We start from the raw sequence: 19712 nt of genomic DNA on the forward strand, positions 1-19712 counted from the left end.
CCCTGACGGTCGTACCAATAATGCTCTTCGTTCTGCGCATGCTGCTGATGGGCGTGCATTTCATCCTCGCCGGGCTGGTCGGCCTGCTGATTGGCCTGTGCCGACCGTTCAACCCGGACAACAGCCGCCTCTGCGCCCGCCTCTATTCCCTGCCGGCCCTGTGCCTGCTGCGCCTTAAGCTTAAAACCGAGGTACGCCCGCTGCTGGAGCATCGGCGCGCCTGCGTGATCATCGCCAACCACCAGTCCAACTACGACCTCTACGTGCTCGGCCGCGTGGTGCCGCGGCGCACCGTGAGCATCGGCAAACAGAGCCTGAAGTGGCTGCCCTTCTTCGGTCAACTGTACTGGCTGGCCGGCAACGTGCTGATCGACCGCAGCAACCCGGCCGCCGCCAAGCGCGCCATGCTGACCACCACCGAAACCCTGCGTCAGCGCGACACCTCGATCTGGGTGTTCCCCGAAGGCACGCGCAACCTGGGGCGCGGCCTGCTGCCGTTCAAGAAAGGCGCATTCCAGATGGCCATCGCCGCCGGCGTGCCGATCATCCCGGTGTGCGTCAGCAACTATGCCAAGACCATGCGCCTGAACCGCTGGGACAGCGGCCGCATCCTGATCCGTTCGCTGCCGGCGATCCCCACCGCCGGCCTCAGCCTGGACGACATGCCCGCCCTGATCGAACGCTGCGAGCAGGCGATGAACGACTGCATCGCCGCCATGGATCGCGAGCTGGCACAGGCCTGACGCGACAAAGCATCAGCCTGATCGATAGTTACTCTTAAGATCATCCATTATTCGTTCGAAATGACTTGAGCGACTCTGTGCCCATGCGATCCCATCGACGTGGAGCACAGAAATGTCCAACCTCGCTCAAGCCGCCCGCAACGGTGCCCTCGCCGCCATCGGCCTGTACCTGATCGTCACCTCCATTGTGCTGGCGCTGAGCTACGCCAGCCTGCAGCAGAACGCCCCCAGCATCGACCAACCGGGGCCGCTGCACAGCCTGGCCAGCCGCTTGCCGCCGCTGCTCGGCGCCCTGTCGCGCAGCTGAAGCCGGAGCCCGTCACCATGAGAAGGCAACGCGGCCGCCTGCTGCTGCTCGCCAGCCTGGCCCTGCTGACCACCCTGTTCGCCCTGCTCGGCATCGGCAAAGGTTCGGCCGGCGCCATCGCGCGTAACATCGAATGCAGCCACAAGCTGGCGCACCAACTCGATCTGGCCGAGAGCCTCAAGCTGCAGCCCGGGACCCCGCCGCCAGCGGGGAGCAGAAGGCTGTCGCCGCACTTCGTCCTGCAACATCCGCTACAAGCATGAAAAAGCCCGGCATGCCGGGCTTTTTCAGGTTGCTGGGGCGAGGACTCAGGCCTTGGCCTGCTTGCCCTGGGCGACGAAGCGCATCATCCACTCGGCCACCGTACTGCCCTGCTGGTGATGCTTCAGGCTCTCCACTCCCTGCTGGTAGACCTGCTCGCCGAGATGCTGCTGACGCAGGTCGAGCAGCGCCTTGGAGTAGTCGTGGACGAACTCGGGGTGGCCCTGGAAACACAGCACCTGATCCTCGATGTGGTAGGCGCCGATCGGGCAGAAGTCGCTGGTGGCCAGCAGCGTGGCCTTCTCCGGTAGGCGGGTGACCTGGTCCTGGTGGCTGATCAGCAGTTGCAGCTCGTCCAGCGCCGGGCTCATCCAGGCCGGCTGGTTCTCCAGACGGTAGCTGTGCACGCCGACGCCCCAGCCCTGCTCCGCACGCTCGGCCTTACCGCCGAGCAGCAGCGCCAGCAACTGATGACCGAAGCAGATGCCGAGCAGCTTGTCGCCGCGCTGATAGCGCTCCAGCAGGTAGGTCTTGAGGGTCTGAATCCAGGGCTCGGCGCCGAAGGAGTCGGCCTTGCTGCCGGTCACCAGGTAGGCGTCGAACTGCTCGCTGTCCGGCGGGTAATGCCCCTCCACCACGTTATAGACACTGAACTCCGCCGCAACCGGCTGCTGGGCGAACAACTGCTCGAACATGCGGCCATAGCCCTGATACTGGTCGACCAGTTCGGGGCGGAGGATGTCAGTTTCCAGGATGCAAATACGCAGTGACATGAGGTTTCCTGAGGTGAACGCCGAGGGAGGGTGATTCGTGCGTTTTTCTTAACATATGAACCTGCCCAAGGAAATAGCGTTGCCGCCCAAGGGATGGGTTATCGCCGCCGCCCGCGACGACCGGAATCGCCGCCCCTATCGTCAAGAAAATTTGACGAACCGCTCGATGCCCCCACGGGGGGCGCCCCCCGTCGTGCCGACTCAACGGCGCCGGGAAAGCGGCAGACGCAACCAGAATGGGCTTTCTGGTCAAAAAATGCTCAGCTGAGCACAGAACCGGGGGCCAATGTCGACGAACGGCTGCTCAACAATTGAACTATGGCCCTCATCATTATCCCTGCTGTCGTGGGCCCTCCCCGGCTTGAGCATTCGCCCCCCTCCTCGAACTCCGCACTCCCCCTGAATCTGGAAGATTCCTTGACCGCAAGAGCTTGCGGTCGATGGCTGGTTATTGCCCAGACAAAGGAGAACTACTGCAACTCATAACTAGCACAACCGCGACAAACGACATTTATTAATCGAATAAATCCGAGCCAGCACCGACTTAGCAAGTTCAGGCAAACGCACATTTTTTACTTATTAACTGCAGAACACGAGATACCCCCCGTGGATATTCACACTTTCTGATTTCGGCACTGCAGCAAAAGGAAACCATGGAGTTGATGCGCCAGGGACAGTCTAGGTTCACCTGATCGACTGCTACGCTGCAGGCCACGATCAGCATTGCCGTGCTGCTGACCATCAACGGCGTGGTGCTACATAGCCTGGCGCTGCCGGCCCCGCAGAAGACCGGCTCGCTGCTCAAGCTGCCGGTGAGCATGCGCAACCTGGCGATTTTCTCCGGCACGCTGTACGGTGTGTCCTGGTTCTATGCCGTCCTGCTCGGCGCTGGCCTGGAAATACTCGCTGGTCGAACTGATGGCCGCCTACCCGCTGATGATCCTCGGCGGCGCCCTGGCCATGCTGGCCCTGACCAAGTGGTCGATGAGCCGCAGCGATGAGCATCATCAGAACTGGATGCAGAGCAACTACGCCCTGGCCACCCGTTGACCGAAAAGGGCGAACAGGGATGTTCGCCTTCACTTATAAAGTTGCCACTCGCGGCAACTTTACTTTTATATATAGCCCCCGCCTTCGTATAACTTTCCCGCGCAACTTATAACCCCCCGCCTTATTCGTCTGCGGCTCTTATCAGCGCGCTCGATAGTCACCATAAATGCCTTCGACTTCTGTCGTCCGCGCGCCTGTCGGATGATCGCGGCATCGGGCCCCTGCCCACTCGCCCAGAAGGACAATGCCATGAGCCGTTACGCCGCCCTCGCCAGCCTGTTCGCCGTCACTGCCTACCACGGCAGCAGCGCCCCACGCCCCGCTCCGGCGGACAAATCCAGCGTCAAGTGAGGCCGTCATCATGCATAGCCAGCTCAGCCTGGACGCCTACGGCGTCACCTATGCCCAATTCGACGGGCACCGCCTGCAGTTCGAAAGCGAAGCCGCCCTGCAACTGGAAGACGGCAGCATGCTGACCCTGCGCATGCCGACCCGCCACAGCGAAGTACTGGCGATCCACGAAGCGGTCCGGAGTTGGCGCCAGGCCGCCTGATGCTGGCGGCCTGCTGCTGGCCGGCAACGCCCTGGCGGATCGTCCCGGCAGCGACTGGATCAGCATCGAAGATGCCCTGAGCAAGGCCCGCACGGCCGGCTACACCGAGCTGCACAAGATCGAGGCCGACGACGAGGGCTACTGGGAAGGCGAAGGCCTGAAGCAGGACGGCCGGCTCTACGAGTTCCACATCGACGGCAAGAGCGGCCAGATCACCCGCGACCAGCTGGAAAACTGATCCAGCCAATGAGAACGGCCCTTGCAGGCCGTTTTTTATCGGGCCTGCTCAGCCTCAGAAGCTCTCGCCCCTGGCGGCCTTCTCCAGCAACAGCGCCGGCGGCAGGAAGCGCTCGCCGTACTGCTCGGCCAGGTACTGGGCGCGGGCGACGAAGTCCTTGACCCCGTACTGATTGATGAACTGCAGCGCCCCGCCGGTCCAGGCGGCGAAGCCGATGCCGAAGATCGAGCCGATATTGGCGTCCGCGACGGACTTCAATACGCCCTCCTCCACGCAGCGCACCGTCTCGATCGCCTGGATGAACAGGATGCGGTCGCGCACGTCCTCCTGGGAGATCTGCGCATCGGCCTTCTCGAAGCGTGCCTTGAGCTCGGGCCACAGGTGCTTCTTGCCGCCTTCCGGGTAGTCGTAGAAACCACCGCCGGCGGCCTTGCCCGGGCGCTTGTACTCCTTGAGCATCAGGTCGATCACGGCGAACGCCGGATGCTCGGGAATGCTCTTGCCCTCGGCGGCGAGGTCGGCCACGGTCTGCTTGCGGATATGGTCCATCAGGCTCAGCGACACTTCGTCGCTGATCGCCAGCGGGCCCACCGGCATGCCGGCCTTGCGTGCCTCGGCCTCGATCATCGCCGCGCTGACGCCCTCGCCGAGCATGGCGATGCCCTCGTTGGTGAAGGTGCCGAACACCCGCGAGGTGAAGAAGCCGCGGCTGTCCTCGACCACGATCGGGGTCTTCTTGATCTGCAGCACGTAGTCGAAGCCACGGGCCAGGGTCTCGTCGCTGGTCCTGGCGCCCTTGATGATCTCCACCAGCGGCATCTTGTCGACCGGGCTGAAGAAGTGCAGACCGATAAATTTGTCCGGACGCTGAACTGCAGTCGCCAGGCCGGTGATCGGCAGGGTCGAGGTGTTGGAGGCGATCACCGCATCGGCCAGCGCGGCGGCCTCGGCGGCAGCAGTCACCTTGGCCTTGAGCTCACGGTCCTCGAACACCGCCTCGATGATCAGGTCGCAGCCGGCGAAGTCGGCCTCGCTGGCGGTCGGCTTGATGCGGGCGAGGAAGGCGTCGCGCTTCTCGGCAGTCATATGGCCCTTGCTGACCTTCTTGTCGAGCAGCTTGGCCGAGTAGGCCTTGCCCTTCTCGGCCGCCTCGACGGACAGGTCTTTGAGCACCACCTCGATGCCGGCGGCCGCCGACACATAGGCGATGCCCGCGCCCATCATGCCGGCGCCGAGCACGCCGACCTTCTTCGTCACGTACTGCGCGATGCCCTGCGGGCGCGAGCTGCCGGCGTTGATCTCGTTGAGCTGGAACCAGAAGGTGCCGATCATGTTCTTCGCCACCTGGCCGGTGGTCAGCTCGGTGAAGTAGCGCGCCTCGATGATCTGCGCGGTGTCGAAGTCGACCTGGGCGCCCTCCACGGCGGCGCACATGATCTTCTCCGGCGCCGGGAAGCAGCCCTTGGTCTTGTCACGCAGCACGCTCGGCGCGATGGCCAGCATCTGCGCGACGTTCGGCGAGCTCGGCGTGCCGCCGGGAATCTTGTAGCCCTGCACGTCCCACGGCTGCTTGGCGCTCGGATTTGCGGCAATCCAGGCGCGGGCCTTGGCCAGCATCTCCTCCGGGGTGGCGGCGATGTCGTGGATCAGGCCGGCCTTGAGCGCGGCGTCCGGGCGTACCTTCTTGCCTTCGGCCAGGTACGGCAGCGCCTTCTCCAGGCCGAGCAGGCGCACCATGCGCACCACGCCGCCACCGCCCGGCAGCAGGCCGAGGGTCACTTCCGGCAGGCCCAGCTGCACGCTGGCGTTGTCCAGGGCGATGCGGTGGTGGCAGGCCAGGCAGATTTCCCAGCCGCCGCCCAGGGCGGCGCCGTTGATCGCGGCCACCACCGGCTTGCCCAGGGTCTCCAGGCGGCGCAGCTGGCCCTTGATGCCCAGGACCATGTCGTAGAACGGCTTGGCGTCGGCCTTGGTGACCTTGATCAGCTCGCCCAGGTCGCCGCCGGCGAAGAAGGTCTTCTTCGCCGAGGTGATGATCACGCCGGCGATGGCGTCCTTCTCGGCCTCCAGGCGCGCGACGGTCTGGCCCATGGCCTCGCGGTATACCGCGTTCATGGTGTTGGCGCTCTGGCCGGGCATGTCGATGGTCAGGACGACGATATTGTCCTGGCCCTTTTCGTAACGGATGGCGTCAGTCATTTTTCATTCCTCAGCTTCGAGGAGCGATTCAGCCGCGTCGCGAGCGAAGGTCTGGCTAGGCGGAATTTGGCGAAGAAGCGCAGTTTGCTGTAGCAAATGAGCATTCTGATGCCAGATTCCAACAACGCCAGGCCGAGCGCAGCAGCGGCTGGACGCTCATCAGATTCGTTCGATGATGGTGGCAATGCCCATGCCGCCGCCCACGCAGAGGGTGGCCAGGCCGTAGCGCAGCTCGCGCTTCTCCAGCTCGTCGAGCAGGGTGCCGAGGATGGCGCAACCGGTGGCGCCCAGGGGGTGGCCCATGGCGATGGAGCCGCCGTTGACGTTGACCTTGCTCTCCGGCACGCCCATGTCCTTCATGAACTTCATCACCACCGAGGCGAAGGCTTCGTTGACCTCGAACAAGTCGATGTCCTCCACCGACAGCCCGGCCTTGGCCAGCGCCTTGCGCGTGGCCGGCGCCGGGCCGGTGAGCATGATGGTCGGGTCGGTGCTGGTCACGGCGGTGGCAACGATGCGCGCGCGCGACTTGAGGCCCAGCTCCTTGCCCTTGGCCGCGGAGCCGATCAGCATCAACGCCGCGCCATCGACTATGCCGGAGCTGTTGCCCGGGGTGTGCACGTGCTCGATGCGCTCGACATGGCTGTAGACGCGCAACGCGGTGGCGTCGAAGCCCATCTGGCCCATCATCTCGAAGCTCGGCTTGAGCTTGCCCAGGCCTTCGAGGGTGGAATCGCCGCGGATAAATTCGTCGTGGTCGAGCAGGACGATGCCGTTCTGGTCGGTGACCGGGATCAGCGACTTGGCGAACGAGCCATCGGCACTGGCGCGCGCAGCCTTGTGCTGCGAGCGCAGGGCGAAGGCGTCGACATCGGCGCGACTGAAGCCTTCCAGGGTGGCGATCAGGTCGGCGCCGATGCCCTGCGGCACGAAATTGGTGTGGATATTGGTTTCCGGGTCCATCACCCAGGCACCGCCGTCCGAGCCCATGGGAATGCGCGACATGGACTCCACGCCGCCGACCACCACCAGGTCCTCGAAGCCCGAGCGCACCTTCATCGCGCCCAGGTTCACCGCCTCCAGGCCCGAGGCGCAGAAGCGGTTGAGCTGCACGCCGGCGACGCTGACGTCCCAGTCGGCGACCATCGCCGCGGTCTTGGCGATGTCGGCGCCCTGGTCGCCCACCGGGGTCACGCAGCCAAGGACGATGTCGTCGACCTGGCTGGTGTCCAGCTCGTTGCGCGCTTGCAGGGCGCCCAGCAGGCCGGCGATCAGGTTGACGGGCTTGACGCTGTACAGCGCGCCGTCCTTCTTGCCCTTGCCGCGGGGCGTGCGCACCGCGTCGAAAATATATGCTTCGGTCATGGCGTCCTCGAGGGTCGTGCGGCGCTCGGCAGCGCCTGTTCTTATTGAGCCTCCCTACCATAGCGCCAGGCGCCAAGCGCTCAATGACCGAAGCGCTCAGGCCCATTGACCGCTGAGCTCAGACGAACGGTCGTTTAGTCCGCGCACGCCGGTGAAGCCCAAGCAAGGCGTCTGCCTCCGGGCTCGCTGGTGGATGGCCAGAGGCCATGCATAGCCCGAAATTCCTAGCAGCCCGCTGCTAGCAACCAAGTCATCTAAAGGATCTGTGACGCCAGCCCTAGAGTTACTCCTGCACCCGTCGCGAAACGGGCGCAGGGAACCGCCGCCGGGTCATGCCGGGGCGGTGAGTCAGACCACGCTAAGGCGTGACGCTGCAGCCCGCAGTGCGCTATCGCGGGCATCCGACGCCACACCAATAACAACAAAAGGCATGCGGCCATGTTCAAACAGCCGAAATACCGCCAAGCCGGCGTAATTCTTTTCGCCACGGCGGTCGTCCTGATCCTTCCCAACCTGACCCGTCTGGTCAGCTGAACTCGTCAACCACCCCGCACGCGCGCTGTCGCCGTGGCGCGCTCAGCGCAGTGCGGGCATCCACCACGCCAACAGCAGCGGAATCAGCGCGAACGCCAGCAGGGTCGAGCACAGCACCAGGCTGGCCACCTGCTCGGGCGAGCGTCCGGCGCGTACGGCGAACAGGTAGTTGAACACCGCCACCGGCATCGACGACTGCAGCACCAACACCGCATGCACCAGCGGCGGCAGCGCCAGCAGCCAGCCGATGGCCCAGGCCAGCGCGGCGCCGCAGAGGATGCGCAGCAGCCCCAGCAGCAGGCCGCTGCCGATATGCTGCACGCGGATGCTGGCCAGCGACACGCCGAGGGTGATCAGCATCAGCGGGATGGTCATGCCGCCGAGCAGGTCGACGGTATTGGCCAGCCAGCGCGGCAATTGCAGGTCGAGCAGCAACACCGGCAGCACCAGCGCCAGGCTGATCATGATCGGGTTGACCAGCAGGCCCTTGAGCGAGCGCTCGGCGCCGGACAGCAGCATGCCCAGGCTGAAATGCCCCACCGAGAGCACCAGGAAGAACGCCACCGCCAGCGCCAGGCCGGGCTCGCCGAAGGCGAACAGCGCCATCGGCAGGCCCATGTTGCCGGAGTTGGGGAACAGGTAGGCCGGCACCAGCACCTTCCAGTCGATGGCAAACAGGCGGCTCAGCAGCAGGCCTATCAGGCCCATGCCCAGGGTCACCAGCACGCAGGCCTGGGCCATCTCGGCGAAGGCGGCGCTGTCCAGCTCGGCGCGGCTGAGGGTCGACAGCACCAGGCAGGGCGTGCCGATATTGAGCACCATGCGCGCAACGAAATCGGTCGGGTAGGCATGCCCCTTGCGCGCCCAGCCATAACCGATGCCAGCGGCGATCAGCACCGGGGCCAGAACAGCGAACAACTCGGCCAGCATGGGGCTCTCCCGCCAATCAAAAGGACGCATGCTAGACCGCCGAGGCGGCGCGGGCAATTGTGCTAGGGTGGCATCGACACGACGCCTCAACCCATGACGGAGCCCCAGGTTTGAACGCACTCGCGCCCCTGCTCGCCCTCTTTCTGCTCGGCACCGCCCAGGCTGCCGAACTGCATATCCAGCTCGGCAGCGGCGAGCGCACCTGGCAAACCGCCGAACTGCTCGCTCACCCGCAGGCGCAGAGCGTGGAGATCGCCGAGGACGTCAGCTACAAACGCGGCATGCGCTACCGCGCCGTGCCGCTGAGCGCACTGCTCGATGGCATCGCGCCGGGCGACCACCTGCAGGCCGTGGCCCTGGACGGTTTCGCCGCCGAGCTGCCGGCCGCCAGCCTGCTCGCCAGCCAGGGCGCCAAAGCCTGGTTGGCGGTGGAAGACCCGGCCCAGCCGTGGCCGCCGCTGGGCCAAGGCAAACCCAGCGCCGGCCCCTTCTACCTGGTCTGGACCGACCCGGCCGCCAGCCAGATCGGCCCGGAGCAATGGCCGTTCCAGGTATCGCGCATCCGCCAACTGGCGCCGGTGGCGCAACGCTTCCCCGCCCTGCTGCCGACCGCCGACGCCAGCGCCGAGGTGCAGGCCGGCTTCGCCCAGTTCCAGAAACACTGCCTGGCCTGCCACCGCCTCAACGGCGCCGGCGACTCCGCCTTCGGCCCCGACCTGAATATCCCGCACAACCCCACCGAATACCTCGGCGAGGCGTTCCTGCGCCTGTACATCCGCGACCCGCAGAGCCTGCGCAAGTGGCCGCAGGGAAGGATGCCGGGGTTCAGCGAAGCGGTGCTGAGCGAGCGGGAGCTGAACGAGTTGCTTGGCTATCTGCAGCACATGGCCAAGCACAGGCGCTGAACCCTCGCCGGCGGGCCGAATCAGGCCGCGCCCCTCGAGCTCCCGCCGCCCCGACCGCTACAGGAGCGGCTTCAGCCGCAAGCATCGCGGGCAACTCCGCGCCTACCCTGCGATTCCGCGTGGGCGCAGCCCTGGCCACCAGGCTGCGCCGCCCATCGCTAGGCTCCGCTGGCGCTGGGCTCGGGCTGCGCGACGGGCTGCGCCACGCCCTTGCCCGAGAGCAGGAAGTGCGACAGCGCCGGGATCAGAATCAACGCGCCCAGCATGTTCCACAGGAACATGAAGGCCAGCAGGATGCCCATGTCGGCCTGGAACTTGATCGGCGACCAGGCCCAGGTAATCACCCCGGCAGCCAGGGTGATGCCGACCAGCCCCACCACCCGGCCGGTGAAGGCCACGGCGTTCTGGTAGGCATCGGCCAGCGACATGCCCTGGCGCTGGTAGTGCAGCTGCACGCTGAGCAGGTACAGCGCGTAGTCCACGCCGATGCCCACGCCGAGGGCGATCACCGGCAGGGTCGCCACTTTCACGCCGATGCCCATGGCCACCATCAGCGCCTCGCAGAGGATCGAGGTGAGCATCAGCGGCAGCAGCGCCACCAGGGTCGCGCGCCAGCTGCGGAAGGTGAACAGGCAGAACAGCGCCACCGCCAGGTAGACGTACAGCAGCATGGTGCGGTTGGCCTCGCGCACCACGATGTTGGTCGCTGCCTCGATGCCGGCGCTGCCCGCGGCGAGCAGGAACTGGCGCTCGGGCGTGCTGTTGTTGCGGGCGAACTGGTCGGCGATGGCCACCACCTCGTCCAGGGTCTCGGCCTTGTGGTCCTTGAGGAAGGCGATCACCGGCATCAGCGAGCAGTCGGTGTTGAACAGCTCCGGGGCATTGACCGAGGCTTGCTGCGCCGCGTAGTTGAGCATGTCCTGGTTGCGCTGGATGCTGGCCAGCTTGGGGTTGCCCTCGAAGCTGCCGGCGGTGATCTGGCGCACCGCATTGACCAGCGACACCGTGGTCTGCACCGACGGGTGCTGCTGCAGCTCCCAGGCCAGGCGGTCGGCCAGGACCAGGGTCTGGTAGTTCAGGCAGCCTTCCGGCGCGGTCTTGATCATCACCGCGAACAGGTCGCTGGACAGCGCGTAGTGGCTGGTGATGTAGGCGTTGTCGCGGTTGTAGCGCGAGTCCTGGTGCAGCTCCGGGGCACCGCTGTCGAGATCGCCGATCTTCAGCTGCAGGCTGACCATAAAGCCGCCGATGCCCAGCACGGCCGCCACCAGAACCGCGCCGGTGGCCCACTTGCGGGTGGTGAAACGGTCGAGCAGGTCCCACAGACGGCCGAAGCCGCGGTGCTGGGAGGCGCGGGTATCGATGCGCAGGGCCCGCGCGGCGGCTTTCTCGCCGACGCCGACGTAGGACAGCGCCACCGGCATCAGCAGCAGCGCGCTGAAGATCAGCACGGCCACGCCGATGCTGGCGGTGATCGCCAGGTCCTGGATCACCGGGATGTCGATCAGCATCAGCACGGCGAAGCCCACCGCATCGGAGAGCAGCGCGGCGACCCCGGCGACGAACAGGCGGCGGAAGGTGTAGCGCGCCGCCACCAGCTTGTGGGTGCCGCGGGCGATGTCCTGCATGATGCCGTTCATCTTCTGCGAGGCATGCGACACGCCGATGGCGAACACCAGGAAGGGCACCAGCACGGTGTAGGGGTCGATGGCATAGCCCAGCCAGGCGATGATGCCCAGCAGCCAGACCACCGCCACCAGCGAGGACAGGATCACCAGCAGGGTGCTGCGGATGCAGCGGGTGTAGAGCAGGATGATGAGCAACGAGCTGACCACCGCCAGGGCGAAGAACAGCATCACCTGGATCAGGCCGTCGATCAGATCGCCCACCAGCTTGGCGAAGCCGATCACGCGGACCTTGTACTTGCCGCTGCCCTCCTCGCCGGCCTGGCGCGCGGCGCTGTCGCCGGCGAATTCGATCTGGTCGCGCAGCTGCTCCTCGAGCACCTGGGAGAACAGGTGGTAGTCGATGCCCTGGCCGGTGGCGGTGTCGCGGTCGAGCAGCGGCACCACGATCATGCTCGACTTGAAGTCGTTGGCCACCAGGCTGCCGACTATGCCGGCACGCACGATGTTCTGCCGCAGCTGCTCGATGTCCCCGGGCTTGCCGGCGTAGTTGTCGGGCATCACCGGACCGCCCTGGAAGCCTTCCTCGGTGACCTCGGTCCAGCGCACCGCCGGGCTCCACAGCGATTTCATCCAGGCGCGGTCGACGCCCGGGGTGAGGAACAGCTTGTCGCCGACCTGCTTGAGCGTCTCCAGGTATTCGGGGTCGAAGATGTCGCCTTCGCTGTTCTCCACCACTACCCGCACCGAGTTGCCCAGGCCGCGCAGCGAGGCGCGGTTCTCCAGGAAGTTCTGGATGTAGGGCTGGCTCTGCGGAATCATCTTCTCGAAGCTGGGCCGCAGCTCCAGGCGGGTCACCGCCATGTAGCCCAGCACCAGCGTGACCAGCGCCATGAGCAGGATGAACGGCACGCGATGGTTGAACACCATGCGTTCCAGCAGGTTGCCAGTGTTCGTGTCGAAATCGCGAACATCGCGGATCACCGGCATGGTGTCTTGCTTGATATTGCCCATGACAGGGTACTCGCTCGGATTGGGGGGTTATTCGCCGGACAGGCTGCGCACGCCGCGGCTGCCCACCAGGATCAGATCGTCGGCGGCGGACAACGTGGCGCCGGCCACTGGCGACTGGCTCTGCTGCGGGATCAGGCGCAGCGCGCTGCCCTCCTCGGCCTGCAGGCGGTGCCCGGCCTGGGTGAACAGCTGGTAGCGCCCGGCGCGGTCGCGGGCGGCGGCGGTGATGCTGACCTGCAGGCCGCTGTCGAGCTCGCGCCAGTTCTGGCCGCCGTCGCGGCTGCGGAACACGTGGCCACGCAGGCCGTAGACCAGCACCTCGCCGGGCTTGCCGATGACGCCGAAGTAGGTGCCCGCGTAGGGGCTGTCCAGGGCGACGAAACGCTGGCCGGCGGCGTCCCAGCGGCGCAGCAGGCCCTGCTCGCCGACCAGGTACAGCGCATCGCCGGTGTAACCCAGGGCGGTCAGATGCAGGCCCATGGGGTTGTCGCTGCGATCCTGCAGCGGCAGCCAGGTCTGGCCGCCGTCGCGGGTGGCGAGAATCAGGTTGAACACGCCCACGGCGAAACCGTTGCGGGCGTCGGCGAACCAGAGGTCGAGAAAGGGCTTGTCGGCCCCCTGCTCGATCAGACGCTCGCCTTCGGCCGCCAGTGCAGCCCACTCTTCGTTCTCGGGCTCGGCGGCGGCCAGGGTGCTGTAGTGGTCGTGCACCAGGGCGCCGATCTGCCGGCCATCGAGCTGCTTGCGCCAGGTCAGGCCGCCGTCGGCGCTGTGCAGGATCACGCCGTCGTTGCCCGCCGCCCAGCCCAGGCTCGGGCTGGCGAAATGCACGGCATTGAGATCGACGCTGACCGGCACCTGGGCCTGCTGCCAGTGCTGGCCGTCGTCGTCGGAATAGAGAATGTGGCCACGCTGGCCGACCGTCACCAGTCGGTCGCCGGCGCGGGCGACGTCCAGCAGCGGGCTGTGCACGGCCAGCGCACTGGGCTTGGCCGGCAGGTCCAGCACGTCGACGTAGTCGCTGGCCCAGGCACTGCTCTGCAGCGCCAGCCAGGCGCCCAGCGCCAGCTGCAGGTAGCGTCGGATTGCACGCATAGCGCGTTCCTCGTGAGAAAGAAGGCCCCGCCTGGCTGCACCGCAGCGGCTAGCAGGGCCGGAAAAACCAGCCCGCAGTCGTCGCCGACCGCGGGCGCTCAGCGCCGGCCGGGCCCTGCCCGGCCGGCGACCCTCAGCGGATACCGGCGCCGGCCAGCGCCTCGGGCGACCACTGGGCCTTGGACAGGGGCTCGATGTACTTGATGCCGCCGTACGGGCCGACCACGCCGTTGACGTTGTAACTGCCGCCGATCAGGTCGTAGATGACATGGGGCGCGGTGTTGGGCGTAGCGACGTCGTAGCTCTGGGTCAGGAAGCTGAAGGAGCCGCGGTACAGCTGGCCACCGGCGTCGTACTGATCGGAAGCCAGGGCGTTCCAGCTGTCCTCGTCGAGGTAGAAGCGGCGCTTGGCATAGATGTGGCGGGCGCCGGCCTTCAGCTTGCCCTCGACCACCCACACGCGGTGCTTCTCCCAGCGCACGAACTCCGGCGCCAGGTGATTGGGCGTGGTCAGCTGCTTGGGGTCCTTGATATAGGTGAGCTTGTAGGTGTTGTAGGGCACGAACATTTCCTGCTTGCCGACCAGTTTCCAGTCGTAGCGATCCAGCGCGCCGTTGAACACGTAGATGTCGTCGTAGGTGCCGGAGCCGGCGGTACCCGGGTTCGGCGTGTCGTAGGCCAGGTTCGGCGCCAGCTTGACCCGACGCACGCCGGGCAGGTACTGCCAGGCGCGGCGCGGTTGCTCCAGCGGGTTGGCGGCGTCCTTGAGCATCAGCGATTCGCCGGCGCGGCGGGCCGGGCCGCTGTAGTACAGCTTGGTCTGGAAGTAGGTGTCCCTGGCGTCGATCACCTTGTTCGTGTCTTCGTAGATGGGGAAGGCGTTGAACGCGGTGCCGGTGGTGGCCAGGGTGGCGACGCCGGCGGCATCGACGTTCCAGGAGTCGTACTTGGTGGTGTAACCGGCGCCCTGGAAGCGCAGCAGGTGGTTCCACATGGCCTCGGCGCCGGACTGCGGAATCGGGAAGGGAATGCCCGGCAGCACGTTCTCGATGGCGTTGCCGCCTTCCAGCGACTTGGCCCCGGTGGCGTTCTTCAGCGTGTTGTCCAGCAGCGCCTGCGGCATGGTCGCGGTACGGTGGCTGGGGTAGACCTCGGCGCGGAAGCTCGGGTAGCGCTTGGCCAGTTCGTAGGTCACGGCGGTCAGCTGGTCCTTGTACTGATCGGCGTTCTTGCCGTCGATCACCAGCAGCGGCTGCTCGCCGGCGAAGGGATCGGGGCGCACGGTGTCGCCGTTCTTGAAGCCTGCCGGGGCGGTGCTCAGGCCGCCCTCGAAAGCCGGGATGGAGCCGTCGGCATTGCCGGCCTTTTCGGCACCGACGAGGGTCAGGGTCTGGCCGAGCTTGGCGGCCTCGTCAGCGGATACCGCGGCCTGGGCCTGCACAACGACCAGCGCCAGAGAGGCAGCCAGTAGGGTTTTCACGAATTTCATTGGGTGTACTCCTGCTCGTAAGCTGGGCAATTCATAGATCAGAAGGTGGTCTTGAAAGTCAGATAGAGCGCACCCCGGTCTTCGCCGGTGGCCCCACCGCCGGAGAAGGAGGCATAGCCGCCGGCGTAGCAGGTGTAACGCTCGGTACCGTCCAGGGCGTTGGGGGTCGCGCCATCGGTCGCGCCGTTCTCGCACTTGGCCGAATCGCCGAAGGAGTCGACGTACTTGAGGTCGACGTAGTACTGGTTGTAGATGGCCACGCTCACGCCCACCGCGTAGTTGCCGGTTTCCTCGGCGCCGCCGGCGACCACCGGCGAGACGCCGTCGAGACCGACGTTGATCGACATCGGCGCGGACAGATCCACGCCCGGGAACACCTGGTACCAGGTCGGGGTGAAGTTGACCGCCAGGCCCCAGTTGTCGCGGGTCGGCTTGTCGATGCCGCGGTAGGTGTCCTTGCCCTTGTACAGCGCCTCGTTCTTGCTATCGAGGCTCAGCAGGTTGCTGTAGTACAGCTCGCCCAGCAGCGTCGCGGCGTCGAACAGCGGCGTCTCGGCGATGGCCAGCAGACCGTTGAGGGTCCAGTGCAGGGTGTCGCCGGTGGCGGCCATGCTGTCGCCCTCGCCCGGCAGGTCGGTGACCACGCCGGAACCGGCGCTGCGCGGCGGCAGCGCCCCCAGGCCGGCGGCCAGCCCGGCCGGGCCGGTGGCGCTGACGATGGCCGGGATGCTGGACAGCGGCATGTTCTTGCGGATGTTCAGGTCGCTGCCGACGCTGACCCCGGCGAACTCCTTGGACAGGCTCAGGCCGTAGATGTCGATGTCGTCGCCGTAGGACAGGTTGTAGCTGGTGCCGGCCAGGGAATCGACCAGGCGGCAGACGCCGGTGGCCGGTACGCTGACCACGCCGCCCGGCGCCACCACGCAGCTGCCCTGGGTCAGCGACAGCGAGCGCGCATCCAGCACCGCCTGCGGCAGGATGTCGGAGGTCCGGCGGTAGTAGAAGCCCAGGGTGCCGTCCAGCCACTCCGGCGCCCACTTGGCCATCAGCCCCCAGTCGCCGCTGTCGTTCGGCGTGTTGTCGTCGCCGCGGCGCACGTTGGTCAGCGCATCCTGACCGAGGAAGCCCGGCGGCGTCGCGGTGTGGCCGAGCAGGAAGGACTGCGCGCCCTCGCCGAGCAGGTCGGAGGTGCCGTAGTAGGTGCCGGCCTCGGGCAGGCGGGCGGCGTCCCAGTCGAAGAAATACTGGGCGCCGAAGGTCCACTCGGAGTTCAGGGTGAAGCTGGTGGAGAGCTGGTTGCGCGGCATGAACAGCTCCTTGGCCTCGGTGCCCGGCGAGGCGGCCAGCTTGGCCAGGTCCAGGCCGGACTGGCCGTAGCTCAGCGAGTGCACCGGGTTGAGAATGGTCTCGCCCCAGAACACGTTGTGCTGACCGGCCTTGACGCTCAGCAGCGACTCCTCGCCGACCTCGGTGCTGTAGAACACGAAGGCGTCGAGGATCTCGCCGGACGGGCCGCTGTAGTAGCGCTTGGCGTAGCGGCTCAGGTGCGGATTGCCGTTGCCCAGGCCGTCGGCGCTGGCAAAGGGGCCGACCAGCGGGTGCTGGGTGGTCATGCCGCTGGCCGCGTCGTTGCCGTTGACGAAGGGGTTGGAGTTGGAGCCGGTGTTGTCGTAGGCCTTGTCATACCAGGACGCGGCGCTGACCCGGAAGCCCATGCGGTTCTGGTAGACCACGTCGAGCTCGGTGAGCAGGTCGACGCGGTTGGTGATATTGGTGCCGGCCTTGCGGAAGTTGTAGTCGCCGTCGTTGTTGTTCGGCGTGGCCAGCATGCGCTTATCGGCGCTCTCGGTGCGTACGCCGTAGTTGTACTTGACCGTGTTGTCGAAGCGTACGGCCCAGTCCTCGCTGCCCAGGTCGACTTCGACGGCATGGGCGGCCGGCATGGAAGCGGCGAGGATCGCCGTGGCCAGCAGGCTGCGCCGCAAGGGCCGAGTAGCGTGATTCTTATTGTTGTACATGCGTTGTCTCCGCTTGTTGTGTTTGTGGCTCTAACAACGGCTCACATCCGGTATAGCAAGGGTGCGAGTTCTCATGCTGCGGCTCAGCCGGCGGCTGGCGGCAGCGCTGGGCGACGCGGCTCCGGGGAGCCGCGCGCCTCAACAATCCAGTTCGCGAATGAAGGCCTCGGCCCGCGCCCACTCGCCGTAACCCGAAGCCGGGTTGAGGTGGCCGACCGCGCCGAGATTGACCAGTTGGCTGCCCCAGGCCTCGGCCAGGTGGCAGGCGGCTTCCAGGCTCGCCAGGTAGTCGTTGCTGCTCGCGGCGACGATGCTGGGAAAGGGCAGGCGGCCGTCCGGCAGCGGATCCCAGCCATGCGCGCGCAGGCTGTCCGGCGTCGGATAGCCCTGCGGCCAGCTGGCCTGCAGGTCCGGCGGCGTGGCCAGCAGGGCGCCCTGGATCGGGCGGCTGTAGCGGGCCGCCCAGTGCGCCACCATCAGCACGCCGGCGCTGTGGGCGACCAGGATCACCGGACCCTCGATCTGCTCCAGCTTGCGCTGGATGGCCTCGACCCGGGCGGCACAGCTGAGCTTGTCAGCCTGCAGCGGGGCAACCGAACGCACCTTGCTCAGCTTGGCTTCCAGCAGGGTTTGCCAGTGTTGCGGCACGTGTTCGCGCAGACCGGGAACGATCAGCACCGTGGCATGGGTTTGCAGCTTTTCCACATCGACACCTTTGCAGTTGGCTCCGGCTTTACGGGTAGCCGGATGGTCGTTGCAGACAACAGTAAAGAGCCCCCACCTACCCCGCTTCACATTTGGCGTCAGCCATTTCTCATTTGATGACAGGGGCGAAATGCCCCTTCGAACGCCACCGCACAGCCTCCCGAAAAGCCCTTTCCCGGCGATCGTTCCGGGCCGGCAACGGCGCCGCGCAGCTGGGCCGGACGCGCGCCAGCCTCACGAAGGGGTTTCAGATTGCCGGGCAGGGTCATGCCGGCGGTGGCCGCTCAGGTATCGAAACGCGCGACCAGGGCATGCAGGGCGTGCGCGGTGGCCTCCAGCTCGCCGCCCAGGTGCGCGGAGCGCGCGGTGACCTCGGCATTCTGCTCGGCGGCCGTGGAGATATTGCTGATCTGCCGGGAAACGTCCTCGGCCACCAGATTCTGCTGCTCGGCGGCGGCGGCCATCTGCTCGGCCATCTGGTGGATGCGCTCGACGGCGGTGGTGATGGCGTCCAGCGCCTGTTCGGTCTCGCTCACCCAGGCCACCCCGGCCCGCGCTTCCTCGCTGCCCTGGCGGGCGATCTGCACCGCCTGGGCCGCCACCTGCTGCAGGCTGGCGATGATGCCCTGGATCGCCTCGGTGGACTCCTGGGTCTTCGACGCCAGTGCCCGCACCTCGTCGGCCACCACGGCAAAGCCGCGGCCCTGCTCACCGGCGCGGGCCGCCTCGATGGCCGCGTTGAGGGCCAGCAGATTGGTCTGCTCGGCGATGCTGCGAATCATCTTGGCCGCCTGCTGGATCGACTGCGCCTCGCCGGCCAGCCCGGCCACCGAGGCACTGATGCCGTCCACCGTATGCGCCAGCTTCTCCACCACCGCGCGACTCTGCCGGGCCTGGCTGCTGCCGCCTTGCGACAGCCGATTGACCTGGCGCGCCTCGACGGCGGTTTGCTGCACGTGCACGGCGACCTGGTTGATCGAGGCGGCCATCTGCTGCATGGCGGTGGCGGCCATGTCGGCCTCGACCCGCTGCGCCTGCAACGCCCGCTCGGCCTGCTGCACCAGCTGGCCGTTCTGCGAAGCCTGGCGGGCGGTGCGGGTGGCTTGGTCGCCGAGCAGGCCGAGCGCGGTACGGATGCGCGCGCCCTCGCTGATCAGCGCCAGCTGCAGCCGCGACACCGCGCCGGTGTCGTCGGTGTAGGTGCGCGCCACCAGCTCATTGTCGAAGGCCTTGGGCGCCGCCAGGGCGACCCGGCGCAGGGCGCGCTTGACGAAGCGCAGGGTGGCCAGGGTCTGCGCCAGCGACAGCAGAATCACCAGCGCCATGCCCAGGCCGGCCTGGCCAAGGGCGAACAGCCAGGGCCCCAGTCCCGCACCGAGCAGTGGCAGCAGCATGAAGCGCGCCGCCACGCCGAGGCGCTCGCCCAGCGAGACCGCCGCGCGGCCCTGGTTCAGGCGTGCATACAGCGCGCTGGCGCGGCGCACCTGGTCGGCGTCCGGCTTGACCCGCACCGACTCGTAGCCCACCACCCGGCCCTGCTCGAGGATCGGCGTGACATAGGTGTTGACCCAGTAGTGGTCGCCGTTGCTGCAGCGGTTCTTGACGATGCCCATCCAGCTCTTGCCGGCCTCGAGGTACTCCCACATCTGCGCGAAGACCTGCGCCGGCATCTCCGGATGGCGCACCAGATTGTGCGGGCTGCCGATCAGTTGCTCGCGGCTGAAGCCACTGACGGCGACGAACTCGTCGTTGCAGGAGGTGATCAGCCCCCTGAGGTCGGTGGTGGAAATCAGACGTTGGTCGGCCGGATAGGTACATTCGCGGCCACTGAGCGGCATGTTGACTCGCATGGTTGCTCCTACGCGTGGTTGTGCCGCACCGGCTGTGCGGACAGCTGCAACTGCGCCG

General features: G+C 66.7%; 17 protein-coding genes. 7 read left to right on the forward strand and 10 right to left on the reverse strand.

The window, feature by feature from the left end; genetic code table 11:
- Positions 1 to 20: 20 nt before the first annotated feature.
- The 3 genes from EA796_RS20215 to EA796_RS20225 all read left to right on the forward strand — a co-directional run bounded on the left by EA796_RS20215 (position 21) and on the right by EA796_RS20225 (position 1313).
- Positions 21 to 743: a 1-acylglycerol-3-phosphate O-acyltransferase gene (locus EA796_RS20215; RefSeq protein ID WP_122109895.1), complete on the forward strand. Its 723-nt coding sequence runs from the start codon at positions 21 to 23 to the stop codon at positions 741 to 743.
- A 112-nt stretch (positions 744 to 855) separates the two neighbouring features.
- Positions 856 to 1050, forward strand: a complete 195-nt coding sequence (locus EA796_RS20220; protein WP_122109896.1) for a hypothetical protein — start codon at positions 856 to 858, stop codon at positions 1048 to 1050.
- Between the two features lie 17 nt (positions 1051 to 1067).
- On the forward strand, positions 1068 to 1313 hold the full coding sequence (locus tag EA796_RS20225) for a hypothetical protein (protein WP_122109897.1): 246 nt from the start codon (positions 1068 to 1070) through the stop codon (positions 1311 to 1313).
- Positions 1314 to 1358: 45 nt separating this feature from the next.
- Here EA796_RS20225 and EA796_RS20230 read toward each other — a convergent pair whose 3' ends face one another.
- Entirely contained in the window at positions 1359 to 2084 is a 726-nt protein-coding gene (locus EA796_RS20230; protein WP_021441961.1) for an amidotransferase, read from the reverse strand.
- An 870-nt stretch (positions 2085 to 2954) separates the two neighbouring features.
- On the opposite strand from EA796_RS20230, the gene EA796_RS23755 reads away from it, so the two are divergent.
- The 3 genes from EA796_RS23755 to EA796_RS20245 all read left to right on the forward strand — a co-directional run bounded on the left by EA796_RS23755 (position 2955) and on the right by EA796_RS20245 (position 3925).
- The gene (locus tag EA796_RS23755; protein ID WP_371921482.1) at positions 2955 to 3134 is read left to right on the forward strand and encodes a hypothetical protein; all 180 of its coding nucleotides are present in this window, start codon (positions 2955 to 2957) and stop codon (positions 3132 to 3134) included.
- Positions 3135 to 3495: 361 nt separating this feature from the next.
- Entirely contained in the window at positions 3496 to 3687 is a 192-nt protein-coding gene (ptrC, locus tag EA796_RS20240; protein WP_122109898.1) for a type III secretion system co-regulatory protein PtrC, read from the forward strand.
- A 10-nt stretch (positions 3688 to 3697) separates the two neighbouring features.
- Positions 3698 to 3925 (forward strand): PepSY domain-containing protein, encoded by a 228-nt coding sequence (locus EA796_RS20245; RefSeq protein WP_122109923.1) that lies wholly within the window; start codon positions 3698 to 3700, stop codon positions 3923 to 3925.
- Between the two features lie 54 nt (positions 3926 to 3979).
- Here the strand turns inward: EA796_RS20245 and EA796_RS20250 are convergent, their stop codons facing one another.
- From EA796_RS20250 to EA796_RS20260, 3 genes are all read right to left on the reverse strand, one after another.
- Entirely contained in the window at positions 3980 to 6124 is a 2145-nt protein-coding gene (locus EA796_RS20250; protein WP_122109899.1) for a 3-hydroxyacyl-CoA dehydrogenase NAD-binding domain-containing protein, read from the reverse strand.
- A gap of 159 nt (positions 6125 to 6283) precedes the next feature.
- The gene (locus tag EA796_RS20255; RefSeq protein ID WP_122109900.1) at positions 6284 to 7489 is read right to left on the reverse strand and encodes an acetyl-CoA C-acetyltransferase; all 1206 of its coding nucleotides are present in this window, start codon (positions 7487 to 7489) and stop codon (positions 6284 to 6286) included.
- Between the two features lie 576 nt (positions 7490 to 8065).
- A complete protein-coding gene (locus tag EA796_RS20260; RefSeq protein WP_021441968.1) occupies positions 8066 to 8953 on the reverse strand; it encodes an AEC family transporter in 888 nt (295 codons plus the stop codon).
- 110 nt (positions 8954 to 9063) lie between these two features.
- Here EA796_RS20260 and EA796_RS20265 point away from each other — a divergent pair, with 110 nt between their 5' ends.
- Positions 9064 to 9858 carry a cytochrome c gene (locus EA796_RS20265; protein WP_178082581.1) on the forward strand — a complete coding sequence of 265 codons (795 nt, stop codon included), beginning with the start codon at positions 9064 to 9066 and terminating at the stop codon, positions 9856 to 9858.
- A 158-nt stretch (positions 9859 to 10016) separates the two neighbouring features.
- On the opposite strand, the gene EA796_RS20270 is transcribed toward EA796_RS20265, so the two are convergent.
- From EA796_RS20270 to EA796_RS20295, 6 genes are all read right to left on the reverse strand, one after another.
- Positions 10017 to 12497 (reverse strand): RND family transporter, encoded by a 2481-nt coding sequence (locus tag EA796_RS20270; RefSeq protein ID WP_122109901.1) that lies wholly within the window; start codon positions 12495 to 12497, stop codon positions 10017 to 10019.
- Between the two features lie 27 nt (positions 12498 to 12524).
- Positions 12525 to 13592: a YCF48-related protein gene (locus EA796_RS20275; RefSeq protein ID WP_122109902.1), complete on the reverse strand. Its 1068-nt coding sequence runs from the start codon at positions 13590 to 13592 to the stop codon at positions 12525 to 12527.
- Positions 13593 to 13725: 133 nt separating this feature from the next.
- Positions 13726 to 15081, reverse strand: a complete 1356-nt coding sequence (locus EA796_RS20280; protein WP_122109903.1) for a DUF1329 domain-containing protein — start codon at positions 15079 to 15081, stop codon at positions 13726 to 13728.
- 38 nt (positions 15082 to 15119) lie between these two features.
- Complete coding sequence (locus EA796_RS20285) at positions 15120 to 17099, reverse strand: DUF1302 domain-containing protein (RefSeq protein ID WP_122109904.1); 1980 nt, start codon at positions 17097 to 17099, stop codon at positions 15120 to 15122.
- A 138-nt stretch (positions 17100 to 17237) separates the two neighbouring features.
- Complete coding sequence (locus EA796_RS20290) at positions 17238 to 17804, reverse strand: alpha/beta hydrolase (protein WP_122109905.1); 567 nt, start codon at positions 17802 to 17804, stop codon at positions 17238 to 17240.
- A gap of 284 nt (positions 17805 to 18088) precedes the next feature.
- Positions 18089 to 19654, reverse strand: coding sequence for a PAS domain-containing methyl-accepting chemotaxis protein (locus tag EA796_RS20295; RefSeq protein WP_122109906.1), 1566 nt, complete (start codon positions 19652 to 19654; stop codon positions 18089 to 18091).
- Positions 19655 to 19712 lie beyond the last annotated feature (58 nt).

The sequence above is a fragment of the Pseudomonas sp. AOB-7 genome, from assembly GCF_003696305.1.
Taxonomy (GTDB): Bacteria; Pseudomonadota; Gammaproteobacteria; order Pseudomonadales; family Pseudomonadaceae; genus Aquipseudomonas.